Source organism: Catenuloplanes nepalensis (genome assembly GCF_030811575.1).
Taxonomy (GTDB): Bacteria; Actinomycetota; Actinomycetes; order Mycobacteriales; family Micromonosporaceae; genus Catenuloplanes; species Catenuloplanes nepalensis.
This window is the reverse complement of record NZ_JAUSRA010000001.1, coordinates 3717927-3742201: the sequence shown is the minus strand read 5'-3', so window position 1 is coordinate 3742201 and position 24275 is coordinate 3717927. Positions and strand designations below refer to the sequence as shown.

General features: G+C 72.3%; 17 protein-coding genes. 15 read left to right on the top strand and 2 right to left on the bottom strand.

Annotated features, from left to right (window positions below; all coding sequences use genetic code 11):
- Positions 1 to 99 precede the first annotated feature (99 nt).
- Positions 100 to 1101 carry a dioxygenase family protein gene (locus tag J2S43_RS16005; protein WP_306829935.1) on the top strand — a complete coding sequence of 334 codons (1002 nt, stop codon included), beginning with the start codon at positions 100 to 102 and terminating at the stop codon, positions 1099 to 1101.
- 266 nt (positions 1102 to 1367) lie between these two features.
- Positions 1368 to 3032, top strand: a complete 1665-nt coding sequence (locus J2S43_RS16000) for a cholesterol oxidase substrate-binding domain-containing protein (RefSeq protein WP_306829934.1) — start codon at positions 1368 to 1370, stop codon at positions 3030 to 3032.
- Here J2S43_RS16000 and J2S43_RS15995 read toward each other — a convergent pair.
- On the bottom strand, positions 3025 to 4299 hold the full coding sequence (locus J2S43_RS15995; RefSeq protein WP_306829932.1) for a flavin-containing monooxygenase: 1275 nt from the start codon (positions 4297 to 4299) through the stop codon (positions 3025 to 3027). The two genes, J2S43_RS16000 and J2S43_RS15995, sit on opposite strands and share 8 nt — an antisense overlap.
- Positions 4300 to 4456: 157 nt before the next feature.
- Between J2S43_RS15995 and J2S43_RS15990 the strand changes: the two genes are divergently transcribed.
- Complete coding sequence (locus J2S43_RS15990; protein ID WP_306829930.1) at positions 4457 to 5752, top strand: tryptophan dimethylallyltransferase family protein; 1296 nt, start codon at positions 4457 to 4459, stop codon at positions 5750 to 5752.
- Positions 5753 to 5818: 66 nt separating this feature from the next.
- Here the strand turns inward: J2S43_RS15990 and J2S43_RS15985 are convergent, their stop codons facing one another.
- The gene (locus tag J2S43_RS15985) at positions 5819 to 7006 is read right to left on the bottom strand and encodes an ROK family transcriptional regulator (RefSeq protein WP_306829928.1); all 1188 of its coding nucleotides are present in this window, start codon (positions 7004 to 7006) and stop codon (positions 5819 to 5821) included.
- Between the two features lie 286 nt (positions 7007 to 7292).
- Between J2S43_RS15985 and J2S43_RS15980 the strand changes: the two genes are divergently transcribed.
- The 12 genes from J2S43_RS15980 to J2S43_RS15925 all read left to right on the top strand — a co-directional run bounded on the left by J2S43_RS15980 (position 7293) and on the right by J2S43_RS15925 (position 24275).
- On the top strand, positions 7293 to 8402 hold the full coding sequence (locus tag J2S43_RS15980) for a sugar phosphate isomerase/epimerase family protein (RefSeq protein WP_306829926.1): 1110 nt from the start codon (positions 7293 to 7295) through the stop codon (positions 8400 to 8402).
- A 27-nt stretch (positions 8403 to 8429) separates the two neighbouring features.
- Positions 8430 to 9611 carry an ROK family transcriptional regulator gene (locus tag J2S43_RS15975; protein WP_306829925.1) on the top strand — a complete coding sequence of 394 codons (1182 nt, stop codon included), beginning with the start codon at positions 8430 to 8432 and terminating at the stop codon, positions 9609 to 9611.
- Between the two features lie 55 nt (positions 9612 to 9666).
- Entirely contained in the window at positions 9667 to 11289 is a 1623-nt protein-coding gene (locus J2S43_RS15970; protein ID WP_306829924.1) for a sugar ABC transporter ATP-binding protein, read from the top strand.
- The gene (locus J2S43_RS15965) at positions 11286 to 12338 is read left to right on the top strand and encodes an ABC transporter permease (protein ID WP_306829922.1); all 1053 of its coding nucleotides are present in this window, start codon (positions 11286 to 11288) and stop codon (positions 12336 to 12338) included. The genes J2S43_RS15970 and J2S43_RS15965 overlap by 4 nt, the downstream gene beginning before the upstream one ends.
- Positions 12339 to 12502: 164 nt before the next feature.
- Entirely contained in the window at positions 12503 to 13549 is a 1047-nt protein-coding gene (locus J2S43_RS15960; protein ID WP_306829920.1) for a substrate-binding domain-containing protein, read from the top strand.
- A 54-nt stretch (positions 13550 to 13603) separates the two neighbouring features.
- Positions 13604 to 14749: a Gfo/Idh/MocA family protein gene (locus J2S43_RS15955; protein WP_306839297.1), complete on the top strand. Its 1146-nt coding sequence runs from the start codon at positions 13604 to 13606 to the stop codon at positions 14747 to 14749.
- Positions 14750 to 14948: 199 nt separating this feature from the next.
- On the top strand, positions 14949 to 18233 hold the full coding sequence (locus J2S43_RS15950) for a ThuA domain-containing protein (protein WP_306829918.1): 3285 nt from the start codon (positions 14949 to 14951) through the stop codon (positions 18231 to 18233).
- 170 nt (positions 18234 to 18403) lie between these two features.
- On the top strand, positions 18404 to 19981 hold the full coding sequence (locus J2S43_RS15945; RefSeq protein WP_370881629.1) for an inositol-3-phosphate synthase: 1578 nt from the start codon (positions 18404 to 18406) through the stop codon (positions 19979 to 19981).
- Entirely contained in the window at positions 19981 to 21258 is a 1278-nt protein-coding gene (locus tag J2S43_RS15940; RefSeq protein WP_306829916.1) for an SCO3242 family prenyltransferase, read from the top strand. The genes J2S43_RS15945 and J2S43_RS15940 overlap by 1 nt, the downstream gene beginning before the upstream one ends.
- Positions 21255 to 22493, top strand: coding sequence for a sugar phosphate isomerase/epimerase family protein (locus J2S43_RS15935; protein ID WP_306829914.1), 1239 nt, complete (start codon positions 21255 to 21257; stop codon positions 22491 to 22493). The genes J2S43_RS15940 and J2S43_RS15935 overlap by 4 nt, the downstream gene beginning before the upstream one ends.
- Entirely contained in the window at positions 22490 to 23110 is a 621-nt protein-coding gene (locus tag J2S43_RS15930) for an EboA domain-containing protein (RefSeq protein ID WP_306829912.1), read from the top strand. The genes J2S43_RS15935 and J2S43_RS15930 overlap by 4 nt, the downstream gene beginning before the upstream one ends.
- Before the next feature lie 313 nt (positions 23111 to 23423).
- Positions 23424 to 24275: a TatD family hydrolase gene (locus tag J2S43_RS15925; protein WP_306829910.1), complete on the top strand. Its 852-nt coding sequence runs from the start codon at positions 23424 to 23426 to the stop codon at positions 24273 to 24275.

Sequence of the window (24275 nt, the reverse complement as noted above, 5' to 3'; positions counted from 1 at the left end):
GACCGTCGGATCCACAGGCGGGACACAGCTTCCGCTCAGGTCGCGCATGGCGGCGGCCAGCAGGCTGGTCCTCATCACAGCGGCGAGCGGAGGACGATGATGAGGCGCACCTACGAGGGCCGGACACTCCCCAAGCAGGACGAGGAGGTCGTCGACCAGGGGCTCGGGTTCGACCTGGAGACGCTGCTCGGCCGGCGGCGGGTGCTGCGGGCGCTCGGGCTGGGCGCGGTCGGGCTCGGGCTCGCGGCCTGCGGCAACGGCGCGGACACGCCGAGCGCGACCGCCACCACCGGCGGGACCGGGACCAGCACCGGGGAGATCCCGGACGAGACGGCCGGGCCGTATCCCGGCGACGGCTCGAACGGGCCGGACGTGCTGGAGCAGAGCGGCGTGGTCCGCTCCGACATCCGGACCAGCTTCGGCGGCACCGGCGGCGCGACGGCCGAGGGCGTGCCGATGACGCTCGAACTGACGATCCTGGACATGGCCAACGGCGACGCGCCGTTCGCGAACACCGCGGTGTACGTGTGGCACTGCGACCGGGGCGGCGGCTACTCGCTCTACTCGGAGAACCTGACCGGCGAGAACTACCTGCGCGGCGTGCAGATCGCGGACGCGTCCGGGAAGGTGACGTTCACGAGCATCGTGCCGGCCTGCTACACCGGGCGGTGGCCGCACATCCACTTCGAGGTCTATCCGGACCAGGCGTCGATCACGGACTCGACGAACGCGATCTCCACCTCGCAGGTCGCGCTGCCCAAGGACATGTGCGACACGGTGTTCGCGCAGACCGGGTACGAGACCTCGGTGTCGAACCTGGCGCAGCTCACGCTCGAATCGGACAACGTCTTCGGCGACGACGGCGGCGCTTCCCAGCTCGCGACCGTGACCGGCGATGTTACCGGCGGATACACGGTGGCGCTGACGGTCCGGGTGGACACCCGGACGGAGCCGACCGGGGGAGCGGCGCCGGAGGGCGGCGCACCCGGCGGTGGCGCACCCGGTGGCGCCCCGCCCTCGGGGATGCCGGGCGGGCCGGGTGGCGCGCCTCCGTCGGGGATGCCGGGCGGTGCCCCGCCCTCGGGTGCCCCGGCCGCGTAGCCGATCCGGTCCGCTGCCGCGGGTGGCCGATCCGATCGGCTGCCGCGGGTGGCCGATCCGATCGGCTGCCGCGGGTGGCCGATCCGACCCGCCGCGCGGGTGGCCGCGCCGGTCCGTCGGGGGTATGGCCGCGCCGCGCCGGTCCGCCGCGCGGGTGGTCGGGGTGATCCGGTCCGCCGGGAGCGCAAAGGGTGCCCGGGGGACCATCGCGACGAAACGCCCACGCAGCGAGCAGCATCGATGGCATCGATTTATCGTGCTGCGTCATGGGCATGTCGAGACGCACGTTGCTGTCCGGGTCGGCCGCCGCCGGTCTGCTGTGGACCCCACTGGGCCGGCTGGGTGACCCCGGTCCTGAGCCACCCGGCTTCCCGGCCGGGATACCGCACGAACGCCGCACCTATCTGAACTGGTCCGGCGAGACCGTCGCGGACGACGTGTGGACCGCGTCGCCGCGTACCCCCGATGATCTGGTCACGCTCGCGAACTGGGCGCACGGCCAGGGCTGGCGGCTGCGGCCGCACGGCTTCCGGCACGGCTGGTCGCCGCTCACGCTCGCACCCGGCGACGACGCCGACGTGGTGCTGCTGGACACGACCGCGCACCTGACGGGCATGTCGATGGCCGCGCCGGACGAGGTGCGGGTGCAGTCCGGCGCGTCGATGGAGTCGCTGCTGACGTTCCTGGAGCAGAACGGCCGCGGCCTCGCGCACTGCCCGGCCCCGGGCGACCTGTCCGTCGGCGGCGTGCTCGCGATCGGCGGGCACGGCACCGCGGTCCCCGCGACCGGGGAGACGCGCGCGCCCGGCACCACCTACGGCTCGCTCAGCAACCTGGTCACCTCGGTCACCGCGGTCGTCTGGGACGGAACGTCCTATGTGCTGCGCACCGTCGGCCGGTCGAGCCCGGACGCGGCCGCGCTGCTCACCGACCTGGGCGTGATCTGCCTGGCCGAGGTCACGATGCGGGTCGGCGTGAACACGAACCTGCGCTGCGTGAGCCGCGTCGACATCCCGGCCACGGCACTCTTCGCCGCACCCGGCAGCACCGGGGACACGGTGGAGTCGTTCCTGGACGAGGCCGGGCGGATGGAGGTGATCTGGTTCGCGTTCACCACGCACCCGTGGCTGAAGGTGTGGAGCGTCGCGCCGGAGAAGCCGGCGACCAGCCGGCCCGCGCTCACGCCGTACAACTACCCGTTCTCGGACAACTTCCCGCGGCCGGTGGCCGAGGTCGCCGGCGCCATCATCAGCGGCCAGTACTACCTGGCGCCGGTGCTCGGGCAGTTGCAGTACACCACGTCCACGGCCGGGCTGACCGCGTCGCTCGCGCTGGACCTGTGGGGGCCGTCGAAGAACCTGCTGCTCTACATCAAGCCGACCACGCTGCGCGTGCACCCGAACGGGTACGCCGTGCTGACCCGCCGCGCGGACGTGCAGTGGGTCCTGCACGAGTTCGCCACCGAGTACGAGCGGCTGCTGCACGCCTACGCCGCGCAGGGCCGCTTCCCGGTCAACGGCGCGGTCGAGATCCGGGTGACCGGCCTCGACGACCCGGCCGACGCGGAGGTGCCGGGCGCGGAGCCGCCGCTGCTCTCCGCCGTGACCCCGGCGCCGGACGCACCGGAGTTCGACACCGCGGTCTGGCTCGACGTGCTCACGCTGCCCGGCACCGCGCACGCGAACGCGTTCCTCGCCGACCTCGAGGCGTTCTGCTACGCGACGTTCAGCGGCGACCGCGCACTCACCCGGGTGGAGTGGTCCAAGGGCTGGGCCTACACCCCGGCCGCCCCGTGGACGAACCAGACGCTGCTGGACCAGACCATCCCGGCGTCGTTCGGCCCGTCCTGGCAGCGCGCGGCGGACGAGCTGCACGCGCTCGACCCGCACGGCGTGTTCCGCAACGGGTTCACGGACGCGCTGTTCACGTGACTCGCAGCGACCTCGCGTACGCCGCGAAGTCGACGTGGACCGTGCTGTACGGGTCCGCGCCGTACTGTGCGGCGATGCCGGTGAGGTAGGTGGCGATCTCACGGCGCATGGTGGTCGGTGACGGTAGCCGCACCTCACCGGTGATCACGCCGGTGATCCAGCGGGACTGGAGCTCGACGATGCGGGTGATCGCGCCGACCGGGCGGACCATGCCGGCGAACATCAGGCCGGGCTGGTTCACCGAGACGATCCGCTGGTAGAGGCGCATGCGCCCGGCCTGGTCCCGGGCGCTGTGCGCCTTCAGGAACGGGAACCGGGGCGCGTAACCGGTGCACCAGATGACCGCGTCGACCTCGTCCGTGCCGCCGTCGGTGAACGTCACCCGCCGGCCTTCGAAGCCGGCGATGCCCGGTCTCGGCGTGACCAGGCCGTGGCTGATCTGGCTCAGGATGGTGTCCGAGATGGTCAGCCCGGCGGAGAACAGCTCGTGGTCCGGCTCCGGCAGGCCGTAGTCGGTCAGGTTGCCGTGCATCGTCCACAGTGTGCGCTGGATGAAGGCGCGGGCGCCGGCCAGGCCGAGTTCGGCGTACCACGGCTGGTCCGCTATCTCGTCGATCGGCACGCCGTAGAGCCGCTTCGGGGTCACGTGCATGCCGCGCCGGACGGACAGCAGCGTGGCCGCGGCGACCCGGCTCAGGTCGCCGGCCACGTCGACCGCGGACGAGCCGAAGCCGACCACCAGCACGCGCTTGCCGGCGAACCGGGCGCTGTCGTGGTAGTCGATCGAGTGCAGCACCTCGCCGGTGAAGCCGTCGTGACCGGCCGGCACGCGCGGGTCCTGGTGCAGGCCGGACGCGACGACCACGTGGCTGAAGCGGCGGGCCCGGCCGTCGCCGGTGACGACGGTCCACCGGCCGTCCGCGTCCCGGTGCGCGGAGTCCACGCCGGTGCCGGTCTCGACGTGGTCGAGCAGGCCGTGCTCCTTCGCGTAGTCGCGCAGGTACTGCGTGAACCGTGCGTGGCTCGGATGGGTCGGGTAGTCGTCCGGCATGGGGGTGTCCGAGTAGCCGGTCAGCCGCTTCGACGTGTTCAGGTGCAGGCTGGCGTAGCCGGGACCGCGCCGGCCGCTGCCCGCCAGGCCCCACATGCCGCCGACCTCGTCCTCCCTCTCGACGCAGACGAACGGCACGCCCGCCCGGTGCAGCGCCCGGGTGACCGCGAGTCCGGAGAGCCCGGCGCCGATGACACAGACTGAGTGATCAGTCACTTTCACTCCCTGACGAATCCGTTCCGAGCGGCCGTGTTCGGAGAGTATCGTCCAGGGTGGACTTGCGTAACCACTGAGCGCACGATCAGGTACTGATTGTGCAAAGTCTCACGCGGAGGGTGACCGCGGTCGATCCACTCCGGCAGAATGTGCCGCTATGCCTGATAAGTCCGGCCGTACGGTCGCCGTGCGGCACCAGCAGCTGTTCAGCGCTTCATCGGACACCACGCACGCCGCCCTGCTCACCTCGATCTGGGACCGGATCCGCACCGCCGCGTGGGCGGGCGGAGAGCGCGAGGACACCCGCGCGCACCTGGCCGACATGCTGCACCCGTGGGCGCACCGTCCGATAGAGACAGTGCCGCGATATCCGTCGTTCGTGTCGGGGGACGGCTTCCCGGCCGAGCTGTCGGTCAGCTGGCGCAAGGGCGTCGCGGAGGTGCGCATCCTGTTCGAGCCGGTCGGTGCGGACCCGGCCGCGCGCGCGGTGCAGGACGCGGGCCGGGCCATGGTCCGCGCGCTGGCCGGCCGGGACGGCGTGTCGATCCGCGCCTACGAGGTGGTCGAGGACCTGTTCACCGTGGACGACCCGCCGGCGTACCGCTCGGGTGTGTGGCTGTCGCTGGCCTGCGGTCCGGACACGCCGCCGCACTTCAAGGTCTACCTCAATCCGTACGTCAACGGCGCCGGCCGCGAATGGGATACCGTGACCCGCGCGATGGAGCGTCTCGGGCTCGCCGCCGCGTGGGCCCCGATCGCGGCGGACCGGGACGCGCTCGCCGCGACCGGCACCGGCCTCGACTACGTCGCGCTCGATCTGTCCGCCGGTGCGCACGCACGCGCGAAGATCTACTTCCGGCATCGCGGCGCCGGACTCGACGGCATCCACCGGCTCGGCGCGTTCGCCCGCAGCTACGACCCGGAGCGCACCCAGCACGCGGCCGCGGTCCTGTACGGCACCGATCCCGCCGTCGTAGCGGGCGCCGATCCCACCGCGGCGGCGGGCGCCGATCCCGCCGCCGCGGCGGGCGCCGATCCCGCCGTCGTAGCGGGCGCCGATCCCGGTGGCGCGGCCGGTGCCGGGCTCGCCGGGAGACTGGACAACGAGCCGATGACCGGGCTGGCGTTCCGGAGCGGCCGGGACGGTGCCGACGAGGCCAACGTCTACTTCCGGCTGCCGGGGGCGGTGCGCAGCGACGCCGAGGCCGCCGCCCGGATCACCACGCTGATGGAGCGCGAGGGCGCGCCGGCCGACGTCTACCGCCGGATCGCGGACGCCATCGCGCCCGCGCCGACGGACACCACGAGCGGCGTGCACGAGTTGGTCAGCTACCGCACTCGGGACGCCGGCCCGGCCGACATCGGCGTCTACTTCCGGCTGCCGGTGCACGCGAGCGCGCCGGACGACGTGCCCCGGCCCGGCCACGGCTGGCCCCGCGTCCCGGCACCGTAGCGTTCAGCCTGGGACGGCTCCCGGCGCGGCTGGAGGTCCGCGTGCCGGGCCGTGCACCGGTCGCGGTCAGGTGCCGTGGCCGGTCAGGACGTGGTCGCTGATCATGCGGGTGGCGCCGAGGTAGGCCGCGTCCGGGCCCAGTTCGGAGAGGACGACCGGCATGTCGCCGGTGGCCAGCGGCAGCGACGATCGGTAGACCACGCCGCGGATCTCCGCGAGCAGCGCGTGGCCCATGCCGGACAGGCCGCCGCCGATCACGATCATGCCGGGGTTGAAGAAGCTGACCAGGCTCGCGAGGACCTGGCCGACCCGCCGGCCGCCGTCGCGGACCAGCGTGGTGGCGAACGGGTCGCCCGCGGCCATCGCGTCGGTGACGTCACGCGCGGTGAGCAGGCCGGCGTCGGCGAGCCGCATCGCGAGGATGTCGGAGCGGCCCGACGCGGCCGCCGCGGTGGCGTCGCGGGCGAGCGCGGCGCCACCGAAGTGCGCTTCCAGGCAGCCGGTGTTCCCGCACACGCAGAGCGGCGGCGGCCCGTCGGACATGACCGCGGTGTGCCCGATGTCGCCGGCGCAGCCGTTCGCGCCGCGGTAGACCGTGCCGCCGACCACGATGCCGGCGCCGATCCCCGCGCCGATCTTGACGAACAGGAAGTCGTCGAACGGTTTCGCGATGCCGGCGTGCTTCTCGCCGAGCGCCATCAGGTTCACGTCGTTGTCGACCAGCACCGGGCAGTCCAGCTCGGCCGCGAGGTGGTCGCGCACGGGATGCCGGTCCCAGCCGGGCAGGAACGGCGGCGACACCGGCACGCCCTCGGCGTAGCTGACCGGCCCGGGGATGCCGACGCCGGCGCCGCACAGGAAGCCGCCGGCCTCCGCGCGCAACTTGACCGCCAGCTCGACCGCGCGGCCGAGCACCGCGGCCGGCCCGCGCCGCAGGTCGACCTGCTCGGTGACGCGTGCGACCGGGCGCAGCGTGCCGTCGGTCAGCGTCACCTCCAGCGAGGTCGCGCCGAGCGCGATGCTCAGGAACCGCATGCCGGCCGCCAGCCGCACGATGGACGAGCGCCGGCCGCCCCGGGACGCGGCAGGCTCGCCGCCCTCGATGAGCCCGCGGTCCGCGAGGCGGGTGACCTCGACCGCGGCCTTGGAGCGGGACAGGCCGACCGCGTCGCCGAGCTCGGCCCGGGACCGTTCGCCGTCGTCGCGGAGCAGCCGGAGGAGTCGCGCCTGATGCGTGTTCTCCGGACCGTCCATGTTCCCCACTTTCGCTTGGGCGGAGACAAAGATACCGCTAAGTCAACGGAAAGTTGTGTTGGTGAGGGTCTTTCTTTTCCTGTGACGGCGCGCTAACTTTCCGGGCAGGACGTAACACGGATGACACATGGGAGCCCCGGACCTGCGCCGGAGCCCGCACCACCCCTGGGTCCACAGTCGGCGTTCGGCGGCGCTCGACCCGCACACCCATCCCTTCACGACAGCGCGTTCAAACCCGACCTCGGCTCGGGCGATGCCCCCTGCCGTTCTCGAGAGGTGAAGAAGCATGGACGAGGTGCAGCAGAGCCGTTCGAACCTGACCCGGCGCCGGATTCTCGGTGCCTCCGCGGCCGCGGCGGCGGTCATCGGTGGCGCCGGCGGGACCGTCGTGGCCACCGGCCCGGCACTCGCCGGCGGCAACGGGCACGGCCACGGCAACGGGCGGCTGCGGGCCGAGCCGCTGATCCCGGCGCGCAACCGCGGCATCATCCTCTACAGCGTGCGCGACCGGATCACGGCCGCGCCGGACACGAGTGGCGTGCCGTACGGCTTCGAGCGCGTGCTCGCCCACCTGGCCGAGCTCGGCTACAAGGAGATCGAGTTCGCCGGCTACAACCAGCACGAGTCGATCCTCGGCCGGCAGATCACGCCGCAGGAGATCCGCAAGATTCTCGACGACAACGGGCTGGTCGCGAACGGCGCGCACACGCAGATCAACGCGGCCACGTTCAGCCAGCAGCTGGACATCGCGCAGACGCTCGGCATGAAGAACATCGGCACCGGTTCGGACCCGACGAACAGCTCCTTCACCAAGGACTGGGACGCGGCGGCCGACCTGTGGAACGAGCTGGGCCGCCAGGCCGCGCGCCGCGGGCTGCGTCTCTACACCCACAACCACGACGCGGCGTACGGGTTCCTGCTGGACGCGGGCCCGAAGGACGCGAACGGCAACCCGACCCGGTCGTCCGGCACCCGGAAGCTGGAGTACTTCTTCGGCAAGACCGACCCGCGCTACGTCTTCTTCGAGATGGACATCTTCTGGGGCTACGTCGCCCGCTACAAGCACACGACGTTCGTCGACGCGCGCGGCCGCGAGCAGACCGACCTCTTCGACCCGATCATCACGGTCGCGGAGCGCACCAAGCGGTTCCCGCTCTTCCACGCGAAGGACGGCAACAAGAACACCGCCGTGCCCAACGGGTACGACATGGTGCCGCTCGGCGAGGGCGACATCAACTTCCAGCAGTTCTTCCAGACGATCGGCGAGCAGGACTTCCACCACGCCAACTGGGAGCAGGACACTGCACCCGGGGGCGCCGCGAACCCCGGCCAGTCGCTGTCGTTCGCGGAGTTGAGCTACCGGAACATGGCCGAGCTGACGATCTACAAGCGTTAGCCGGCCCGACGAGAGGTGGAGTTGAACGTGCGACCCGACGAGGCCCTGCACCTGCGGCTGCTGCGGCTGCTGCGCGACCACGGCGCGATCTCCCGCGCCGAGCTCGCCGACCGGCTGCAGATCCCGCGTCCCCGGCTGCTCACGGAGCTGGACCGGCTCGCCGCCGCCGGTTTCGTCAGCGAGGCCGGCATGGCCGCGTCCCGGGGCGGGCGTCGCTCCACCCTCGTCGAGCTTCACCCGAGGCTGCGGTTCGCCGCGGTCGACCTGGGCGCCAGCTCGATCGACATCGAGGTGGTCAACGGCCGGCTGGAACCGGTCGCGGCGTACGCCGAGGCCTCCGACATCCGCTCCGGCCCGAAGGCGATCCTGCACCGGGTCAGCGAGCTGCTGGCCAAGGCCAAGGCCGACGGCGTGTACGAACGGCTGGACGGCATCGGCATCGGCGTCCCCGGACCGGTCAGCTACCGCGACGGCGTGCCGGTCTCCCCGCCGATCATGCCGGGCTGGGACCGCTACCCGGTGCGTGAGCTGCTGGCCCGCGAGCACGGCTGCCCGGCCGTGGTGGACAACGACGTGAACATCATGGCGCTCGGCGAGCGGCACGGCGGCGTCGCGCACAGCATCGACGACTTCCTGTACGTGAAGATCGGCACCGGCATCGGCTGCGGCATCTTCCTCTCCGGCCACGTCTACCGGGGTACGGACGGGTGCGCCGGCGACATCGGGCACATCATGGCCGAGCCGCACGGCCCGGTCTGCTCCTGCGGCAACTCCGGCTGCCTGGAGGCGCTGTTCAGCGGCGCCGCGCTGGCCCGGGACGCGACCGCGGCCGGCCGCTCCGGCGCCTCACCCGCGCTGGCCGAGCGGTTCACCGCCGCCGGCACGCTCTCCGCGCGGGACGTGGGCCTGGCCGCGGCCGAGGGCGACATCACCAGCATCGGCCTGATCCGCGACGGCGGTCGCCGGGTCGGATCCGTCCTGGCCGGCCTGGTCAGCTTCGCGAATCCCTCCATGATCGTGATCGGCGGCGGGCTGGCCCAGCTCGGGCACGTGCTGCTCGCCGAGATCCGCAGCGTGGTGTACCGCCGGTCGCTGCCGCTGGCCACCGGCAACCTCCCGGTGGTCCTGTCCGAGCTGGCCTCCCGCGCGGGCGTCACCGGTGCCGCCGTGCTGGCCAGCGACGTCGCGTTCGAACAGGCCAGCGAATGAGCGACGCGCGCCTCAGTGCCGACTACGACGACACCGCAGCTCGAAGGGGGCCGGCATGGACGAGAACGTGATCCAGGAATCGGGTGACGGCGTGATCCTGCGCCTCACCGATGTCGTCAAGACGTTCCCCGGCGTGCGCGCGCTCGACGGCGTGCAGCTGGAGGTGCGCGCGGGCGAGGTGCACTGCCTGCTCGGCCAGAACGGCGCCGGCAAGTCCACCCTGATCAAGGTGCTGGCCGGCGTGCACCGCCCGGACAGCGGCCGGGTCGAGTGGCGGGGTCGGCCGGTGGAGTTCGCGAATCCGCAGGCCGCGATGCGCGCCGGGATCGCCACCATCTACCAGGAGCTGGACCTGGTCGACGATCTGTCGGTGGCGGAGAACGCGTTCCTCGGCCACGAGCCGCGCCGCCTCGGCTTCGTCCGGCGGGGTGAGACCGCCCGGCGTACCCGCGCGATCCTGGAAAGGCTCGGTCACGGAGAGATCCCGGCGCGCCGGCCGGTGCATCGGCTGCCGTCGGCCGGCAAGCAGATCGTGAGCATGGCCCGGGCGCTCTCGCACGACGCCAAGCTGATCATCATGGACGAGCCGAGCGCGGTGCTCGCGCACGACGAGGTCGGCAACCTGTTCCGGATCATCCGCGAGCTGACCGCGGCCGGCATCGCGGTCGTCTACATCTCGCACCGGATGGAGGAGATCCGCGAGATCGGCGACCGGGTGACCGTGCTCAAGGACGGCCGCACCACCGCGGCCGGGCTGTCCGCCCGCGAGACGCCCACGCGCGACCTGGTCACCAGAATGACCGGCCGCACCATCGAGTACGTGTTCCCGGACCGGGTCACGCACGCCACGGACGCGGCTCCGCTGCTGGAGGTGCGCGGCCTCACCCGGCACGGTGAGTTCGCGGACGTGTCGCTGACCGTGCGTCCCGGCGAGATCGTCGGCATCGCCGGCCTGGTCGGCTCCGGCCGCTCCGAACTCCTGGAAACGATTTTCGGTGCGCGCCGTGCGGAGGCCGGCACGGTGGTCATGGACGGCCGGCGGCTGCGCGCGGGCAGCGTGGGCGCGGCGGTCCGGGCCGGCCTCGGCATGGCCCCGGAGGAGCGCAAGAGCCAGGCGCTGCTGCTCGACGAGCCGATCTACCGCAACGTCACGCTGGCCGGGTTCAGCCGGTTCGCGGCGGGCGGCTTCACCCGCACCGCGCGTGAGGCCGCGTCGGCCCGCGCGGTCGCGGCGCGCCTCGACCTGCGCCCGCCGGACGTGCACCGCCCGGTGCGGCAACTGTCCGGCGGCAACCAGCAGAAGGTCGTGGTCGGCCGCTGGCTGGTCGGCACCGGCCCGCGCAACGGCGGCCCGCACGACGCCGGCGCCACGCCGACCCGGCTGCTGCTGCTCGACGAGCCCACCCGCGGCGTGGACGTCGGCGCGCGGGCCGAGCTGTACCAGGTCGTCCGCGACCTGGCCGCGGCCGGGCTGGGCGTGCTGCTGGTCTCCAGCGAGGTGCCCGAGGTGCTCGGCCTGGCCGACCGGGTGCTGATCATGCGCGAGGGCAGCGTGATCCACGAGGCGCCCGGCGGCGAACTGGACGAGGAAGCGGTACTGGACATGATCATGGCGGGCTCGCTGACCACCGGCGCGCTCGCGGCCGAGACGGACACCACCGAGGGGGAAGCGGCATGAAGGCCACGACGGCCGATCCGGGCACCCGCCCGGCCATATCGAAGGACGGCGACGGCCTGCGTCGCTGGTGGAGCAGTGAGGGCAACGAGTTCGCCGGGCGCAACCTCGCGCTGATCGGCGTGCTGGTGGTGCTGGTCGTGCTCGGGGTGCTGACCCGGCCGGACCTGTACAGCGACCCGGAGTGGGTGCGCAACAACATCTTCACGATCCTGCAGCAGGCGTCCGCGATCGGCGTGGTCACGGTCGGCATGACGTTCGTGATCATCGGCGGCGGCATCGACCTGTCGGTCGGCGCGATCATGGCGCTGGCCGGCGTCTGGGCCACCACGGTCGCCACCCAGAGCTTCGGCGCGGGCGGCATGATCTTCACGGCGATCGCGGTCGGCGTCGGCACCGGGCTGGTCAACGGCCTGCTCATCTCGTACGGCCGGCTGGTGCCGTTCATCGCGACGCTGGCCATGATGGTGGCGGCGCGCGGACTGGCCGCCTCGATCTCCGGCAAGCAGACGCAGATCTCGGGCGACGCCACGATCAACGGCATCGCGTCGACGGAGATCCTCGGCGTACCGCTGCTGGTGATCATTCTGGTGTTGGTCGTCGCGGCCGGCTGGGTGCTGCTCAACCGGACCACGTTCGGCCGGCGCACGGTCGCGGTCGGCGGCAACCCGGAGGCGGCCCGGCTCGCCGGCATCAACGTCAAACGGCACACGCTGCTGCTCTACGCGCTCTCCGGCCTCTGCTGCGGCATCGGCGCGCTGATGCTGACCGCGCAGGCGAACTCCGCGCAGGCCGCGATGGCGAACCTCTACGAGCTGGACGCGATCGCGGCGGCGATCATCGGTGGCACGCTGCTCTCCGGCGGCCGCGGCACCATCGTCGGCGCCCTCTTCGGGGTGCTGGTCTTCTCCACGATCACGAACCTGTTCGCGATCAACAACCTCACCACCGAGTCACAGAACATGATCAAGGGCGGCATCATCGTCGCCGCCGTGCTGATCCAGCAGTTCCGGTTCGGCTCACTCACCAAGCTCTTCTCCCGTAGACCATAGCCGCGCGCTCCGCGGTGATCCGGGCGTCATGCACGGCGTTCGCACGACATGAACGACGCCCGGATCACCAGGGGTGCAGCACAGCACAGCACATGGGCGGCCGTCGGCACCGACGGTGGCCGGGCACCGTACATCCTCCAGCACGATCCGAGAGCGAGGACTTCATGATCCAGGACTCTTCCCGCCGCCGCCTGCTGTTCGGCGGGGCCATGGTCGGCGCGGGCGCGCTGCTCGCGGCCTGCACCAGCAACGAACAGGGCCCGAGCACCGCGCAGACCAAGGGACCGGAGGGCGACAACGCGAACGCGGCGCCCGGAAAGGCCGTCACGATCGGCTTCTCCGCGCCGGCCGCGGACCACGGCTGGATGGCCGCGATCACGAACAACGCGAAGGCGCAGGCCGCCGCGTACTCCGACGTGACGTTCAACAGCGTGGAGGCGGGCGCGGACGCGGCTGCCCAGCGCGCGGCGCTGGACACGCTCATCTCGCAGAAGCCGGACGCGATCGTCATGCTCCCGCACGACGGCAAGGAGCTGACCGCGTCCGGGCTCAAGGCCATGCAGGCCGGCATCCCGGTGATCAACCTGGACCGGGCGTTCACCCAGGCGCTCGCGTACCGCGTGATGATCAAGGGTGACAACTACGGCATGGGCGTCTCGGCCGGCAACTTCGTGGTCGCCCAGATGAAGGCGAAGGGCATCACCAACCCGGTGATCGGCGAGATCGCCGGCATCGACTCGCTCGAACTGACCCAGCAGCGCTCGCAGGGCTTCAAGGACGCGCTGGCCACGGCCGGATTCACGGTCGCGAACCGGCGGGCCGCGGAGTTCACCATCGACACCGGCCAGCGCGAGGCGACGAACCTGCTACAGGCGCTGCCGAAGATCGACGCGCTCTGGAACCACGACGACGACCAGGGCGTGGGCGTGCTCGCCGCGGTCCAGCAGGCGAACCGCAGCGAGTTCATCATGGTCGGCGGCGCAGGCTCCAAGGCGGCGATCGAGGCGATCCAGGCGGACAACAGCGTGCTGAAGGCCACGGTCACCTACAGCCCGTCGATGGCCTCGTCCGCGATATCCCTGGCCCGGCTGGTCGCGCAGGGCCGCGGCCTGGCCGACCTGGTGGAGCTGTCCGTGCCGAAGGACATCACGCTCGCCTCCGAAACGATCACCAAGGAGAACGCGGCGAACTACCTTCAGCTTGGGTTCTGACACACACTTTCTTCACAGACAGGGAGTTCATCCGTGGGTGAGCTGCGCATCGGCATGGTGGGGTACGCGTTCATGGGCGAGGCACACTCGCAGGCGTGGCGCACCGTCAACCGCGTCTACGATCTGCCCGTACGCGCCCGCATGTCGCTGATCGCGGGCCGGGACAAGGCGAACGTGGCCGCCGCCGCGGACCGGCTCGGCTGGGACGCGCACACCACCGACTGGCGTGACCTGGTCACCCGCGACGACATCGACCTGGTCGACATCTGCACGCCGGGTGACTCGCACGCGGAGATCGCGTGCGCCGCGCTCGCCGCGGGCAAGCACGTACTCTGCGAGAAGCCCCTGGCCAACACGGTCTCCGAGGCCCGGGCGATGGTCGCGGCGGCGGACACCGCGCGGGCACAGGGCGTCCGCGCGATGTGCGGCTTCACCTACCGCCGGGTCCCGGCCGTCACGTTCATGCGGCAGCTGATCGCGGACGGCCGGCTCGGCGACCTGCGGCACGTCCGGGCCGTCTACCTCCAGGACTGGATCACCGATCCGGAGTTCCCGCTGGTCTGGCGGTTGCAGAAGGACAAGGCCGGGTCGGGCGCGCTGGGCGACATCGGCGCGCACATCATCGACATGACGCAGTTCGTGACCGGGCAGGCCATCACCGGCGTGTCCGGCCTGACCGAGACGTTCGTCCGCGAGCGCCCGCTGCCGTCGGACGACGGTGCGGCGCTCGGGGCCGCGAAGGCCACTGAAACGAGCAGAGGCCGGGTCACGGTGGACGACGCGGCGCTGTTCGTGGCGCGGCTGTCCGGCGGCGCGATCGCCACGTTCGAGGCGACGCGGATGGCGACCGGCCGCAAGAACGGGCTGCGCATCGAGGTGAACGGCACCAAGGGCTCGCTGGCGTTCGACCTGGAACGACTCAACGAGCTCGAGTTCTACGACGCCACGCTGCCGGGCACGGAGCTGGGATTCCGGCGGATCCTGGTCACCGAGCCCGAGCACCCGTACCTGTCCGCGTGGTGGCCGACCGGTCACCTCATCGGGTACGAGCACGGCTTCACGCACCAGGCCCGCGACCTCCTCGAGGCGATCGGCGACGGCACCGACCCGGCACCGTCGTTCGCGGACGCGCTCGGCGTGCAACTGGTGCTGGACGCGGTGGAGAAGTCCGCCGAGTCCCAGTCCTGGGTCCAGCTCTAACCAGACTCCTCGGGCCGCGCCGGCGAGGGACCGGCACGCGGTTGCGCCCCGCGTGACGGTGCGTGGGCGCGGCCCGAGGCTTGCACGACCTTGGCGGATGTGGCACCGCGCCAGGGGTGAGGCACAACCCCCGTGCCCGTGGCGGGGCGTGACGGACCGGCACCGGCCCGACGCGCCTCTCTGACCCCGGAGGAACACCATGAGAAGATCCGTCCGTCGATGGCTGGCATCCGTGGCAGGCCTGGTCATCGCACTACCGATCCTGGCCGTGGCACCGCCCTCGGCCGTCGCCGCGGAACCGGAGAACCCCGACACCCTGACCACCACCGAGAACGGCCCCGAAGCGCTCCGCTCGGACGCGCGCAAGCCCGGGTCGTACCGGGTGCTGGTCTTCACGAAGACGGCCGGTGAGCGCCGGGCGTCCATCCCGGTCGCGTCCGCCGCGATCAAGTTGATGGGCGTGGCGAACGGCTTCCGCGTGGACGAGACCGCGAACGCGGGCGCGTTCACCGCGGCCAACCTGGCGAAGTACCGCGCGGTGGTCTTCCTGAACACCACCGGTGACGTGCTGAACGACTCGCAGCAGTCCGCGTTCGAGCAGTACTTCACGAACGGCGGCGGCTACCTCGGCGTGCACGCGGCCGCGGAGACCGAGCCGGACTGGGACTTCTACCGCGACCTGGTCGGCAGCTCCGTGGCCGGCAGGCTCCCGGTCGAGGACGCCACGATCGACGTGGCGGACCGGGCGCACCCGTCCACCGAGCGGATCGCGCGCAAGCTGACGCTGTCCGAGGAGTGGTACAACTTCGCCACCAACGTGCGCGGCACCGCGCACGTGCTGGCGACGCTGGACGAGTCCACGGTCACCGGCGGGACCGTGGGATACGACCACCCGGTCTCCTGGTGCCGCGACTACCAGGGCGGGCGCACGTTCTACACCGGACTCGGCCACTCCACCCGGTCCTATCTGGACTCGTCGTTCCGCCGGCACCTGCTCGGCGGGCTGCAGTGGGCGGCAGGCGTGGTCGAGGGCGACTGCGGCGCGACCGTGACCGGCAACTACGAGAAGGTCGTGCTCAACGACGAACCCGGCGAGCCGATGTCGCTGGCCGTGCTGCCGGACGGCCGCGTGCTGCACAACACGCGCGGCGGGCAGATCCGGCTGTACGACCCGGCCAGCGGCGCCAGCCCGGTGATCAACACGATCGAGGTCTACCAGCACGACGAGGACGGGTTGCAGTCGGTCGCGCTCGACCCCCAGTTCGCCACCAACAGATGGGTGTACATCTACTACGCGCCCAGGCTGAACACGCCGACCACGGACGCGCCGGCCACCAGTGACGATCCGTCCGTGTGGGACGCGTACAAGGGCTACAACCAGCTGTCCCGGGTCAAGTTCACCGAGACCCCCACGCCGCACCTGGACATGAGCACGGAACAGCAGATCATGCGGGTGGACGTGGACCGCGGCGTCTGCTGCCACGTGGCCGGCGAGATCAAGTTCGACGGCAACGGGCTGCTCTACCTGGTCACCGGCGACGACACGAACGCGGGCGGCTCCGACGGCTACACGCCGATCAACGAGTCGCCGACCCAGGGGCCGGGCTACGACGCGCAGCGCTCCTCGGGCAACACCAACGACCTGCGCGGCAAGGTGCTGCGGATCCGGGTCGGCGCGGACGGGACCTACACCGTCCCGTCCGGGAACCTCTTCGACGAGCGGCGGGACACCGCCGGCAAGACCCGGCCGGAGATCTTCCTGATGGGGTTGCGCAACCCGTTCCGGTTCGACGTGGACAAGCGGGGCTACGTGTACATCGGCGACTACTCGCCGGACTCGCAGGTGCCGTCCGCCACGCGCGGGCCGGAGGGGACCGGGCGCTGGCTCGCCACGAACCGGGCCGGCAACTACGGCTGGCCGTACTGCTACTCGCCCACGCTGCCGTACATCGACTACGACTTCGCCACCAAGCAGTCGAAGGGCGCGTTCAACTGCGACGCGGTCACGAACGACTCGCCGCGCAACACCGGCCTGACCACGCTGCCGCCGGTCGCGCAGCCGGACTTCTGGTACACGTTCCAGGCCCGTACCCCGTGCCCGGGCTCGTACCTGTCCACGCCGCCGACCACGTGTGACTTCAAGTGGCCGGTGATCGGCACCGGTGGTGTCGGCCCGATGGGCGGGCCGATCTACCGGTACGACTCCCGCTCGACGTCCGCGTCGAAGTTCCCGGAGTACTACGACAACTCCGTGGTCTTCGGCGAGTTCACCCGCGACAAGATCTTCATGATGCGGACCGACGGCAACGGGAACCTGACCGGCGTCGAGCAGTTCCTGCCCGGGGTGGTCTTCGACAACCCGATGGACATGGAGTACGGGCCGGACGGCAGCCTCTACGTCCTGGAGTACGGCGACGGCTTCTTCCGGGCGAACCCGGACGCGGCGCTGTCCGTCATCCGCTACGCCAAGGGCACGCGAGCCCCGGTGGCCGCGCTCGAGGCCACGCCGGACAACGGGCCGGCACCGCTGACCGTGCAGTTCTCCTCCGACGGCACCTACGACCCGGACCCGGGCGAATCCATCTCGTACGCCTGGGACTTCACCTCGGACGGCACGATCGACTCCGCCGACCCGAACCCCACGTTCACCTACACCGCGAACGGCGTCTACACCGCGCGCCTCACGGTGACCGACTCCAGCGGCAAGACCGCGGTGCTCACCCACCAGATCGTGGTCGGCAACACCCGGCCCACGGTCACGGTCACCTCGCCGATCTCCGGGACGTTCTTCAACTGGGGCGACACGGTCCCGTGGACCGTCACCGTCACCGACCCGGAGGACGGCCCGATCGACTGCTCGCGCGTCACGGTCTCGTTCGTGCTCGGCCACGACACGCACGGGCACGGCATGAGCGACGCCAACGGCTGCTCCGGATCGTTCGTCTCACCGGCGGACGGCGCGGACCACGCCGGCGGCTACCTCTACGGCGCGGTCAGCGCGAAATACACCGACCTGGGCGCGAACGGCCAGCCGGCGCTGGAGGACGTCGACCAGGCGGTCCTGCAGACCTGGCGCCAGCAGGCCGAATTCGCCCAGCAGCAGCTCGGCGTCACCTCCGCCACCACGAACGACACCGGCGGGGGCAACCACCTGACCGGCTTCGACCCGAACGAGTACATCGCGTTCGACCCGATCAACCTGGGCGGCGTCGGCACGGTCACGCTCCGGTACGCGGGCGGCACCGCCGCCACCGCCGGGCAGCCCCGCGCCACCGTGACGCTACGGCTCGACGCACCCGACGGCCCGATCGTCGGCAGCGCCACGCTCGCCGCCACCGCCTCGAACACCACCTGGGCGTCGCAGACCGTCGCGGTCTCCGCGGCACCCGGATCGCACCGGCTCTACCTGGTCGCCGGCGGTGTCGAGGGCGGGCCGGCCACCAGCCTGTTCAACCTGAACTGGGTGGAGTTCGCACCGCAGTAACCGCAGTAAGCGGGCCGTACCCGCTGCCCGCCACGAACCCCCGTCCGTCGCGCCGCCCCGGGTCCCCGGGGCGGTCGCCCGACGACCGCCGACTGACGGCGCCACCCCGGGTGGTGCCACCCCGGAAGGCGCGGCGGGCGGGGCCACATCACCACCGGAGGTCGGTCCCAGTGTCCTTCGTCTCCCCCCGCACCGGCGTCTGGCTCATCGGCGCCAGAGGCTCCGTCGCCACCACCGCGATCACCGGCGCGCTCGCCATCCGGGCCGGCCTGGCCGGCACCGACGGCTGCGTCACCGAGCTGCCCGCGCTCGCCCGCCCCTGGCTCCCGCCCATCCCGTCGCTGGTCTTCGGCGGCCACGACATCACCGACACGCCGCTGCCGAAGAAGGCGGAGGAACTCGGCGCGGCCGGTGTGCTGCCCGCGCACCTGGCCGCCGCGCTGTGTGCCGAGCTGTCCGCGGTGGACGGTTCCGTGCTTCCGCTACCGGAGTCGGTGGACGGCATCGCGCGCGACATCGTGCACTTCCGTGAGTCCAACGGCCTCGACCGGGTGGTCGTCATCAACGTGGCGAGCACGGAACCCGTACCCTCGCAAGATCTTGAAACGGCGGATCTGGACGCGCTGCCACCCAGCTCGCGTGCGGCATATGCCGCGTTTCTCGCCGGCGCGTCCTTCGTGGACTTCACGCCGTCGACCGGAGCGCGGCTGTCCATGCTGGACGCGATGGCGCGCTCGCGGGGCGTGCCCTACGGCGGCAACGACGGCAAGACCGGTGAGACGCTGGTCAAGTCCGTGCTCGCGCCGATGTTCGCCAGCCGGAACCTGCGCGTGCGCAGCTGGTCCGGCCTCAACCTGCTCGGCGGCGGCGACGGCGCCCGGCTCGCCGACCCGGCCGCGAACGCCGCCAAGACCGCCAGTAAGCAGCGCGTCCTCGCCGACACGCTCGGCTACGAGCCGCAGGGCACCACCCGCATCGACTACGTGGAGACGCTCGGCGACTTCAAGGCCGCCTGGGACCTGATCAGCTTCACCGGCTTCCTCGGCACCGGCATGCGGATGGAGTTCACCTGGCACGGGTGCGACTCGGCCCTGGCCGCGCCGCTGATCCTGGACCTGGCCCGCCTCACCGCCGCCGCGCACGCCGCCGGTCGCACCGGCGCGCTGCCGGAGCTCGCCTTCTTCTTCAAGGACCCGATCGGCGACGCCCCCGGTGCGCTCGCCGACCAATGGTCCCGCCTCGTCACCTTCGTCGAGGACCTTTCCACATCCCTCCCGGGTACGGCCGGCACCCCACCCGCCGCATCCGCGCTTCCACCGGCCTCGGCCGCCGGCTTCGGTGGCTCGGCGGCCTCACCCGCCGGCGCGTCCCCGGCCGTCGGTCCCACCTCGCCCGTTCCCGCGCCGGACACCGCGGATCCCGCCGCGCCGGATCATGGCGATACCACCCGTCATGTTGACGCCGCTCGTGTTGACGCCGCTCATGTTGACGGCGCTCATGTTGACGGCGCTCATGTTGACGGCGGTCGTGTTGACGGCGCTCGTGTTGACGGCGGTCGTGTTGACGGCGCTCGTGTTGACGGCGCTCGTCTCGACGCTGCTCGTGTTGACGGCGGTCATGTTGACGGCGGTCGTGTTGATGGTGGTCGTGTTGATGCTGCTGGTGTTGACGGCGGTCAACATGTTGATGCATCGCGTCATGGAGGCGATGACGCCGGCGGCGGCCGGCATGCTGGGGGAGTGGCCTGATGGCCGGGCTCGCGGACCTGGCCGAACTCGTGCGCGCGCCCGCGGCGCTGTCCGTGCCCGGTGACCTGGTCGCCGGTGCCAGCGCGGCCGGGGTGCTCACGCCCGCCACCGGGGCGCTCTCCGCCGCATCGGTCTGCCTCTACTGGGCCGGTATGGCCGCGAACGACTGGGCCGACCGCCACCTCGATGCGACCGAGCGGCCCGAACGGCCCATCCCCTCCGGCCGGGTCCGCCCCGGCGCCGCATTCGGCCTGGCCGCCGGGCTGACGGCGGCCGGACTGGGGGTCGCCGCCGCGGTCGGTGGCCGGCGCTCGCTCGCGGTCGCGCTGCCACTGGCCGCCACCATCTGGGCCTATGACCTGCGCGCCAAGAACACACCGGCCGGCCCCGCCGTGATGGCGGCCTGCCGCGCGCTCGACGTCCTCCTCGGCGCGACCACGACGCCACGTTCCGGCCCCCTCGACGCTTCCGGCGCCGTCGGTAGAGCCCTGTGGCGGGCACTTCCCGCAGCCGCCGTGATCGCCGCGCACACCTACACGGTCACCGAACTCTCCCGTCGCGAGGTCTCCGGCGCCACCCCGGCCCTGCCCGCCACGACCCTCACCGCGACCGCCGCCCTCAGCGCCGCCATCGCCACCTCCACACCACACCGCGCCGGCCCGGGGCTTAAACTCGGCGACCCTTCGACCGGCGGCGCCACGCCCACGCCTCGCGCCGCCGGCTTGGGATCTCGTGCCGTCGGCTTCGGATCTCGCGTCGCCGGCTTGGGACGTCGCGCCGACGGCGTCGGATCTCGCGCCGCTAGTTTGGGATCTCGCGCCGCTGGCGCCGGATCTCGCGATGACGGGTCCGCATCTCGTGCTGCTGGGACCGGTTCCCGTGCCGCCGGGTTCGGATCTCGCGATGCCGGGTCTGGAGCGCGTGCTGCCGGGTCCGGGTTCGGCGGTGCGGGCTTCGGGCGTCGTGCCGCCGGCCATGCGTTCCGCGGTGCCGGCGTCGCCGTCCCAGCCGGCGCGGGCCGCTGGTCGGCGGGCCGGGCGGCCGTGGTCGGTGCGCTGGTCGGGCAGTACCTGGCCGGTTACGGAGCGGCGCAGGTGCGGGCGATTCTGAGTCCGGGTCCCGGCACGATCCGGGCGGCGGTCGGCGCCGGGATCACGGCGCTGCCCGCGTTGCAGGGGGCGCTCACCGCCCGCGCCGGATCGTCACCGGCCGGGATCGCGGTCGCGGCGGCGGCACCGCTGGCCCGCCTGCTCGCGCGGAAGGTGTCCCCGACATGAGGCCGCACCCGAACGAGGCGGCTGGACCCTCACCTCACGCGCACGATGCGACCGCGGCGGATCCGGGCGGTGTGCCGGGACTGCGGTTCGGCTACGGGACGAACGGGTTCGCGAACCACCGGCTGGCGGACGCGCTGCGGGTGATCGCGGACCTCGGCTACCAGGGCGTGGCGCTGACGCTCGACCACGATCACCTCGATCCGTTCGCGCCGGACGTGGCGCGCCGGACGGCCGAGGCCGCGGACCTGCTGCGGGAGTTGGGCCTGGCGGTCGTGATCGAGACCGGGGCCCGCTATCTGCTGGATCCGCGCCGCAAGCACGCGCCGACGCTGCTGCACGACGATCGCGCGCTGCGGCTGGACTTCCTGCGCCGGGCGATCGCGATCGGCGCGGACCTCGGCGCCGAGGCGATCTCGTTCTGGGCCGGGGTGCGGCCGGACGGCGTACCCCCGGATCTGGCCTGGGAACGGCTCGTCGACGGGTGCGCGGAGGCCGGTGCGGTCGCCGCGGACGCCGGGATCCCGCTCGGTTTCGAGCCGGAGCCGGGCATGCTGGTCGAGGACATCGCCGGCTGGCACCGGCTGCGCGCCGAGCTGGGCGCGCCGCCGTGGTTCGGGTTGACGCTCGACATCGGACACTGCCGCTGCCTGGAGCCGATCGGCGTCGCCGACTGCGTCACCGCGGTCGCGCAGCACCTGGTCAACGTGCAGATCGACGACATGCGGCGGGGCGTGCACGAGCACCTGGAGTTCGGCACCGGCGAGATCGACTTCCCGCCGGTGCTGCGTGCGCTCGCGGACGGAGGCTACCGCGGCCTCGTCGCGGTCGAACTGCCCCGCCACTCGCACGCCGCGCCGACGGTCGCCGCCTCCTCCCTGGCTTTTCTCCGCGCCGCAGCAAATGCACCTAGCTTCCTAGGAAACGTAAGGCGGAGTGCGGCCGACCACGTCGGTGCGCCGGCGGACGAGCAAGCGGCCGATCCCGCCCGCTCGTCGGCCGCCGGGAGAGCAGGCGAGCCTGCCGACTCGCCGACCGATGGGGGAGCGGCCGAGCCTGCCAGCTCGCGGGCCGGCGGGGAAGCAAGCGAGCCTGCCGCCGGGAGAGCAGGCGAGCCTGCCGACTCGCCGACCGACGGGGGAGCGGCCGAGCCTGTCGGCTCGCGGCCGGGCGGGGAAGCAGGCCAGCCTGCCGACTCGCCGGCCGGCTGGGGAGCGACCGCAGGGAGGGTGTCATGACGATCGAGGTGTTGCGGGTCGCGCTCCGCGACGTGTCAGGGCGGGCCTGGCTGGACGACGCGGAGGCCGCGGTGCGCCGGGATCCCGCGGCGATCGGGCGGCTCTTCCCCGCCGTGGGGCGGCACACCGGCCGGGACGGGCTGCCCGGTGTGCCGGGCTGGACCGTGGATGCCGCCGCCCGCGCCACATTGCTCGCCACGCTCCTCGAAACGCCCGGCGGCCCCGGTGAGATCGCGGAGCTGTACCGCTACGGCGACTCGCGGGAGAAGCTGGCGATCATCGCCGCGTGCGCGATCCTGCCGGACGCGCCGGACGAGCACGTGCTTCCGCTGCTGCGCGACGCGCTGCGCACGAACGACACCCGCCTGGTCGCGGCCGCGCTCGGCCCGGTCGCGGACCGGCTGGACGACGACACCTGGCGGCAGGGCGTGCTGAAGTGCGTATTCATGGGCGTCCCGCTGACCGCGGTGCACGCCCTGCGCGACCGCGCCGACGACGGGCTCGCCGACATGCTGGCCGCTCTGGCCGAGGAGCGCGCGGCGGCCGGCCGCGACTTCCCGGCGGACGCATCAGCACTACTTACTGACCTCCGCCGCCGCGGCCCGGTGCCGCAGTGACCGAGCGGTCGCGGCTCGGTGCCGCGCCGATCGAACGACCGCGGCTCGGTGCCGCGCCGATCGAACGACCGCGGGCCGGTGTTGCGGTGCCGGAACAGCCGCGGGCTTGCATCGCCGTGGCCGAACGGCCGCGGGCCCGTGCCGCGGTCCCCGACGGGCGTGGACCGGACGGCGCGGCGCCGGCGATCGATGCGGACGGCTGGGTGACGGCCGGTGAATCAGCCGGTTCCGCGTGCGACGGCGGTGCGACGGGGACGACGCGCCGCGACGGGATCGGGCGTGAGGCGAAGTGAACCAGGGAGAGGAGACGGGGATGCGGATCTTCGACCCGCACATTCACATGACGTCGCGGACGACGGACGACTACGCGGCGATGGCGGCGGCCGGGATCGTGGCGGTGGTGGAGCCGGCCTTCTGGCTGGGGCAGCCGCGGACCGGGCCGGGCTCGTTCGCCGACTACTTCGACTCGCTGGTCGGCTGGGAGCCGTACCGTGCCTCGCAGTTCGGGGTGCGGCACCACGCGACGATCGCGCTGAACCCGAAGGAGGCCAACGATCCGCGGTGCCGCCCGGTGCTCGACCTGGTGCCACGCTATCTGGCCAAGGACGGTGTGGTCGCGGTCGGCGAGATCGGCTACGACTCGATGACCGCGGACGAGGACGACGCGTTCACCCGGCAGCTGGCGATGGCGGTCGAGGCCGGCCTGCCCGCGCTGGTGCACACGCCGCACCGGGACAAGGCCCGCGGCACCGCACGCAGCCTGGACGTGGTCGCCGAGTCCGGCATCCGGCCCGAGTTCGTGGTGATCGACCACCTGAACGAGGTCACGGTCGAGGCGGTCAAGGACGCGGGCTGCTGGGCCGGCTTCTCCATCTACCCGGACACGAAGATGTCGCCGCCGCGGATGGTGGAGATCCTCAAGGAGTACGGCTTGGACCGCACGCTGGTGAACTCGGCCGCGGACTGGGGTAGGTCCGACCCGCTGCTGACCGTCCGCACCGCGGAGGCGATGCGCGCGGCCGGGTTCACGTACGACGACGTGGACCGCGTGCTGTGGCGCAACCCGGCCGAGTTCTACGGCCAGTCCGGGCGCCTTGACCTGACAGACCTGAAACCTGCCGAGGGTACGTACGAGGGCAGCTCGATCCTGCGGGGAGGCTCCTGA

Coding starts and splice junctions, on each gene's coding strand:
- J2S43_RS16005 (WP_306829935.1), top strand. CDS start 100: ATGAGGCGCACCTACGAGGGCCGGACACTCCCCAAGCAGGACGAGGAG.
- J2S43_RS16000 (WP_306829934.1), top strand. CDS start 1,368: ATGGGCATGTCGAGACGCACGTTGCTGTCCGGGTCGGCCGCCGCCGGT.
- J2S43_RS15990 (WP_306829930.1), top strand. CDS start 4,457: ATGCCTGATAAGTCCGGCCGTACGGTCGCCGTGCGGCACCAGCAGCTG.
- J2S43_RS15985 (WP_306829928.1), bottom strand. CDS start 7,006: ATGGACGGTCCGGAGAACACGCATCAGGCGCGACTCCTCCGGCTGCTC.
- J2S43_RS15980 (WP_306829926.1), top strand. CDS start 7,293: ATGGACGAGGTGCAGCAGAGCCGTTCGAACCTGACCCGGCGCCGGATT.
- J2S43_RS15970 (WP_306829924.1), top strand. CDS start 9,667: ATGGACGAGAACGTGATCCAGGAATCGGGTGACGGCGTGATCCTGCGC.
- J2S43_RS15965 (WP_306829922.1), top strand. CDS start 11,286: ATGAAGGCCACGACGGCCGATCCGGGCACCCGCCCGGCCATATCGAAG.
- J2S43_RS15960 (WP_306829920.1), top strand. CDS start 12,503: ATGATCCAGGACTCTTCCCGCCGCCGCCTGCTGTTCGGCGGGGCCATG.
- J2S43_RS15955 (WP_306839297.1), top strand. CDS start 13,604: ATGGTGGGGTACGCGTTCATGGGCGAGGCACACTCGCAGGCGTGGCGC.
- J2S43_RS15950 (WP_306829918.1), top strand. CDS start 14,949: ATGAGAAGATCCGTCCGTCGATGGCTGGCATCCGTGGCAGGCCTGGTC.
- J2S43_RS15940 (WP_306829916.1), top strand. CDS start 19,981: ATGGCCGGGCTCGCGGACCTGGCCGAACTCGTGCGCGCGCCCGCGGCG.
- J2S43_RS15935 (WP_306829914.1), top strand. CDS start 21,255: ATGAGGCCGCACCCGAACGAGGCGGCTGGACCCTCACCTCACGCGCAC.
- J2S43_RS15930 (WP_306829912.1), top strand. CDS start 22,490: ATGACGATCGAGGTGTTGCGGGTCGCGCTCCGCGACGTGTCAGGGCGG.
- J2S43_RS15925 (WP_306829910.1), top strand. CDS start 23,424: ATGCGGATCTTCGACCCGCACATTCACATGACGTCGCGGACGACGGAC.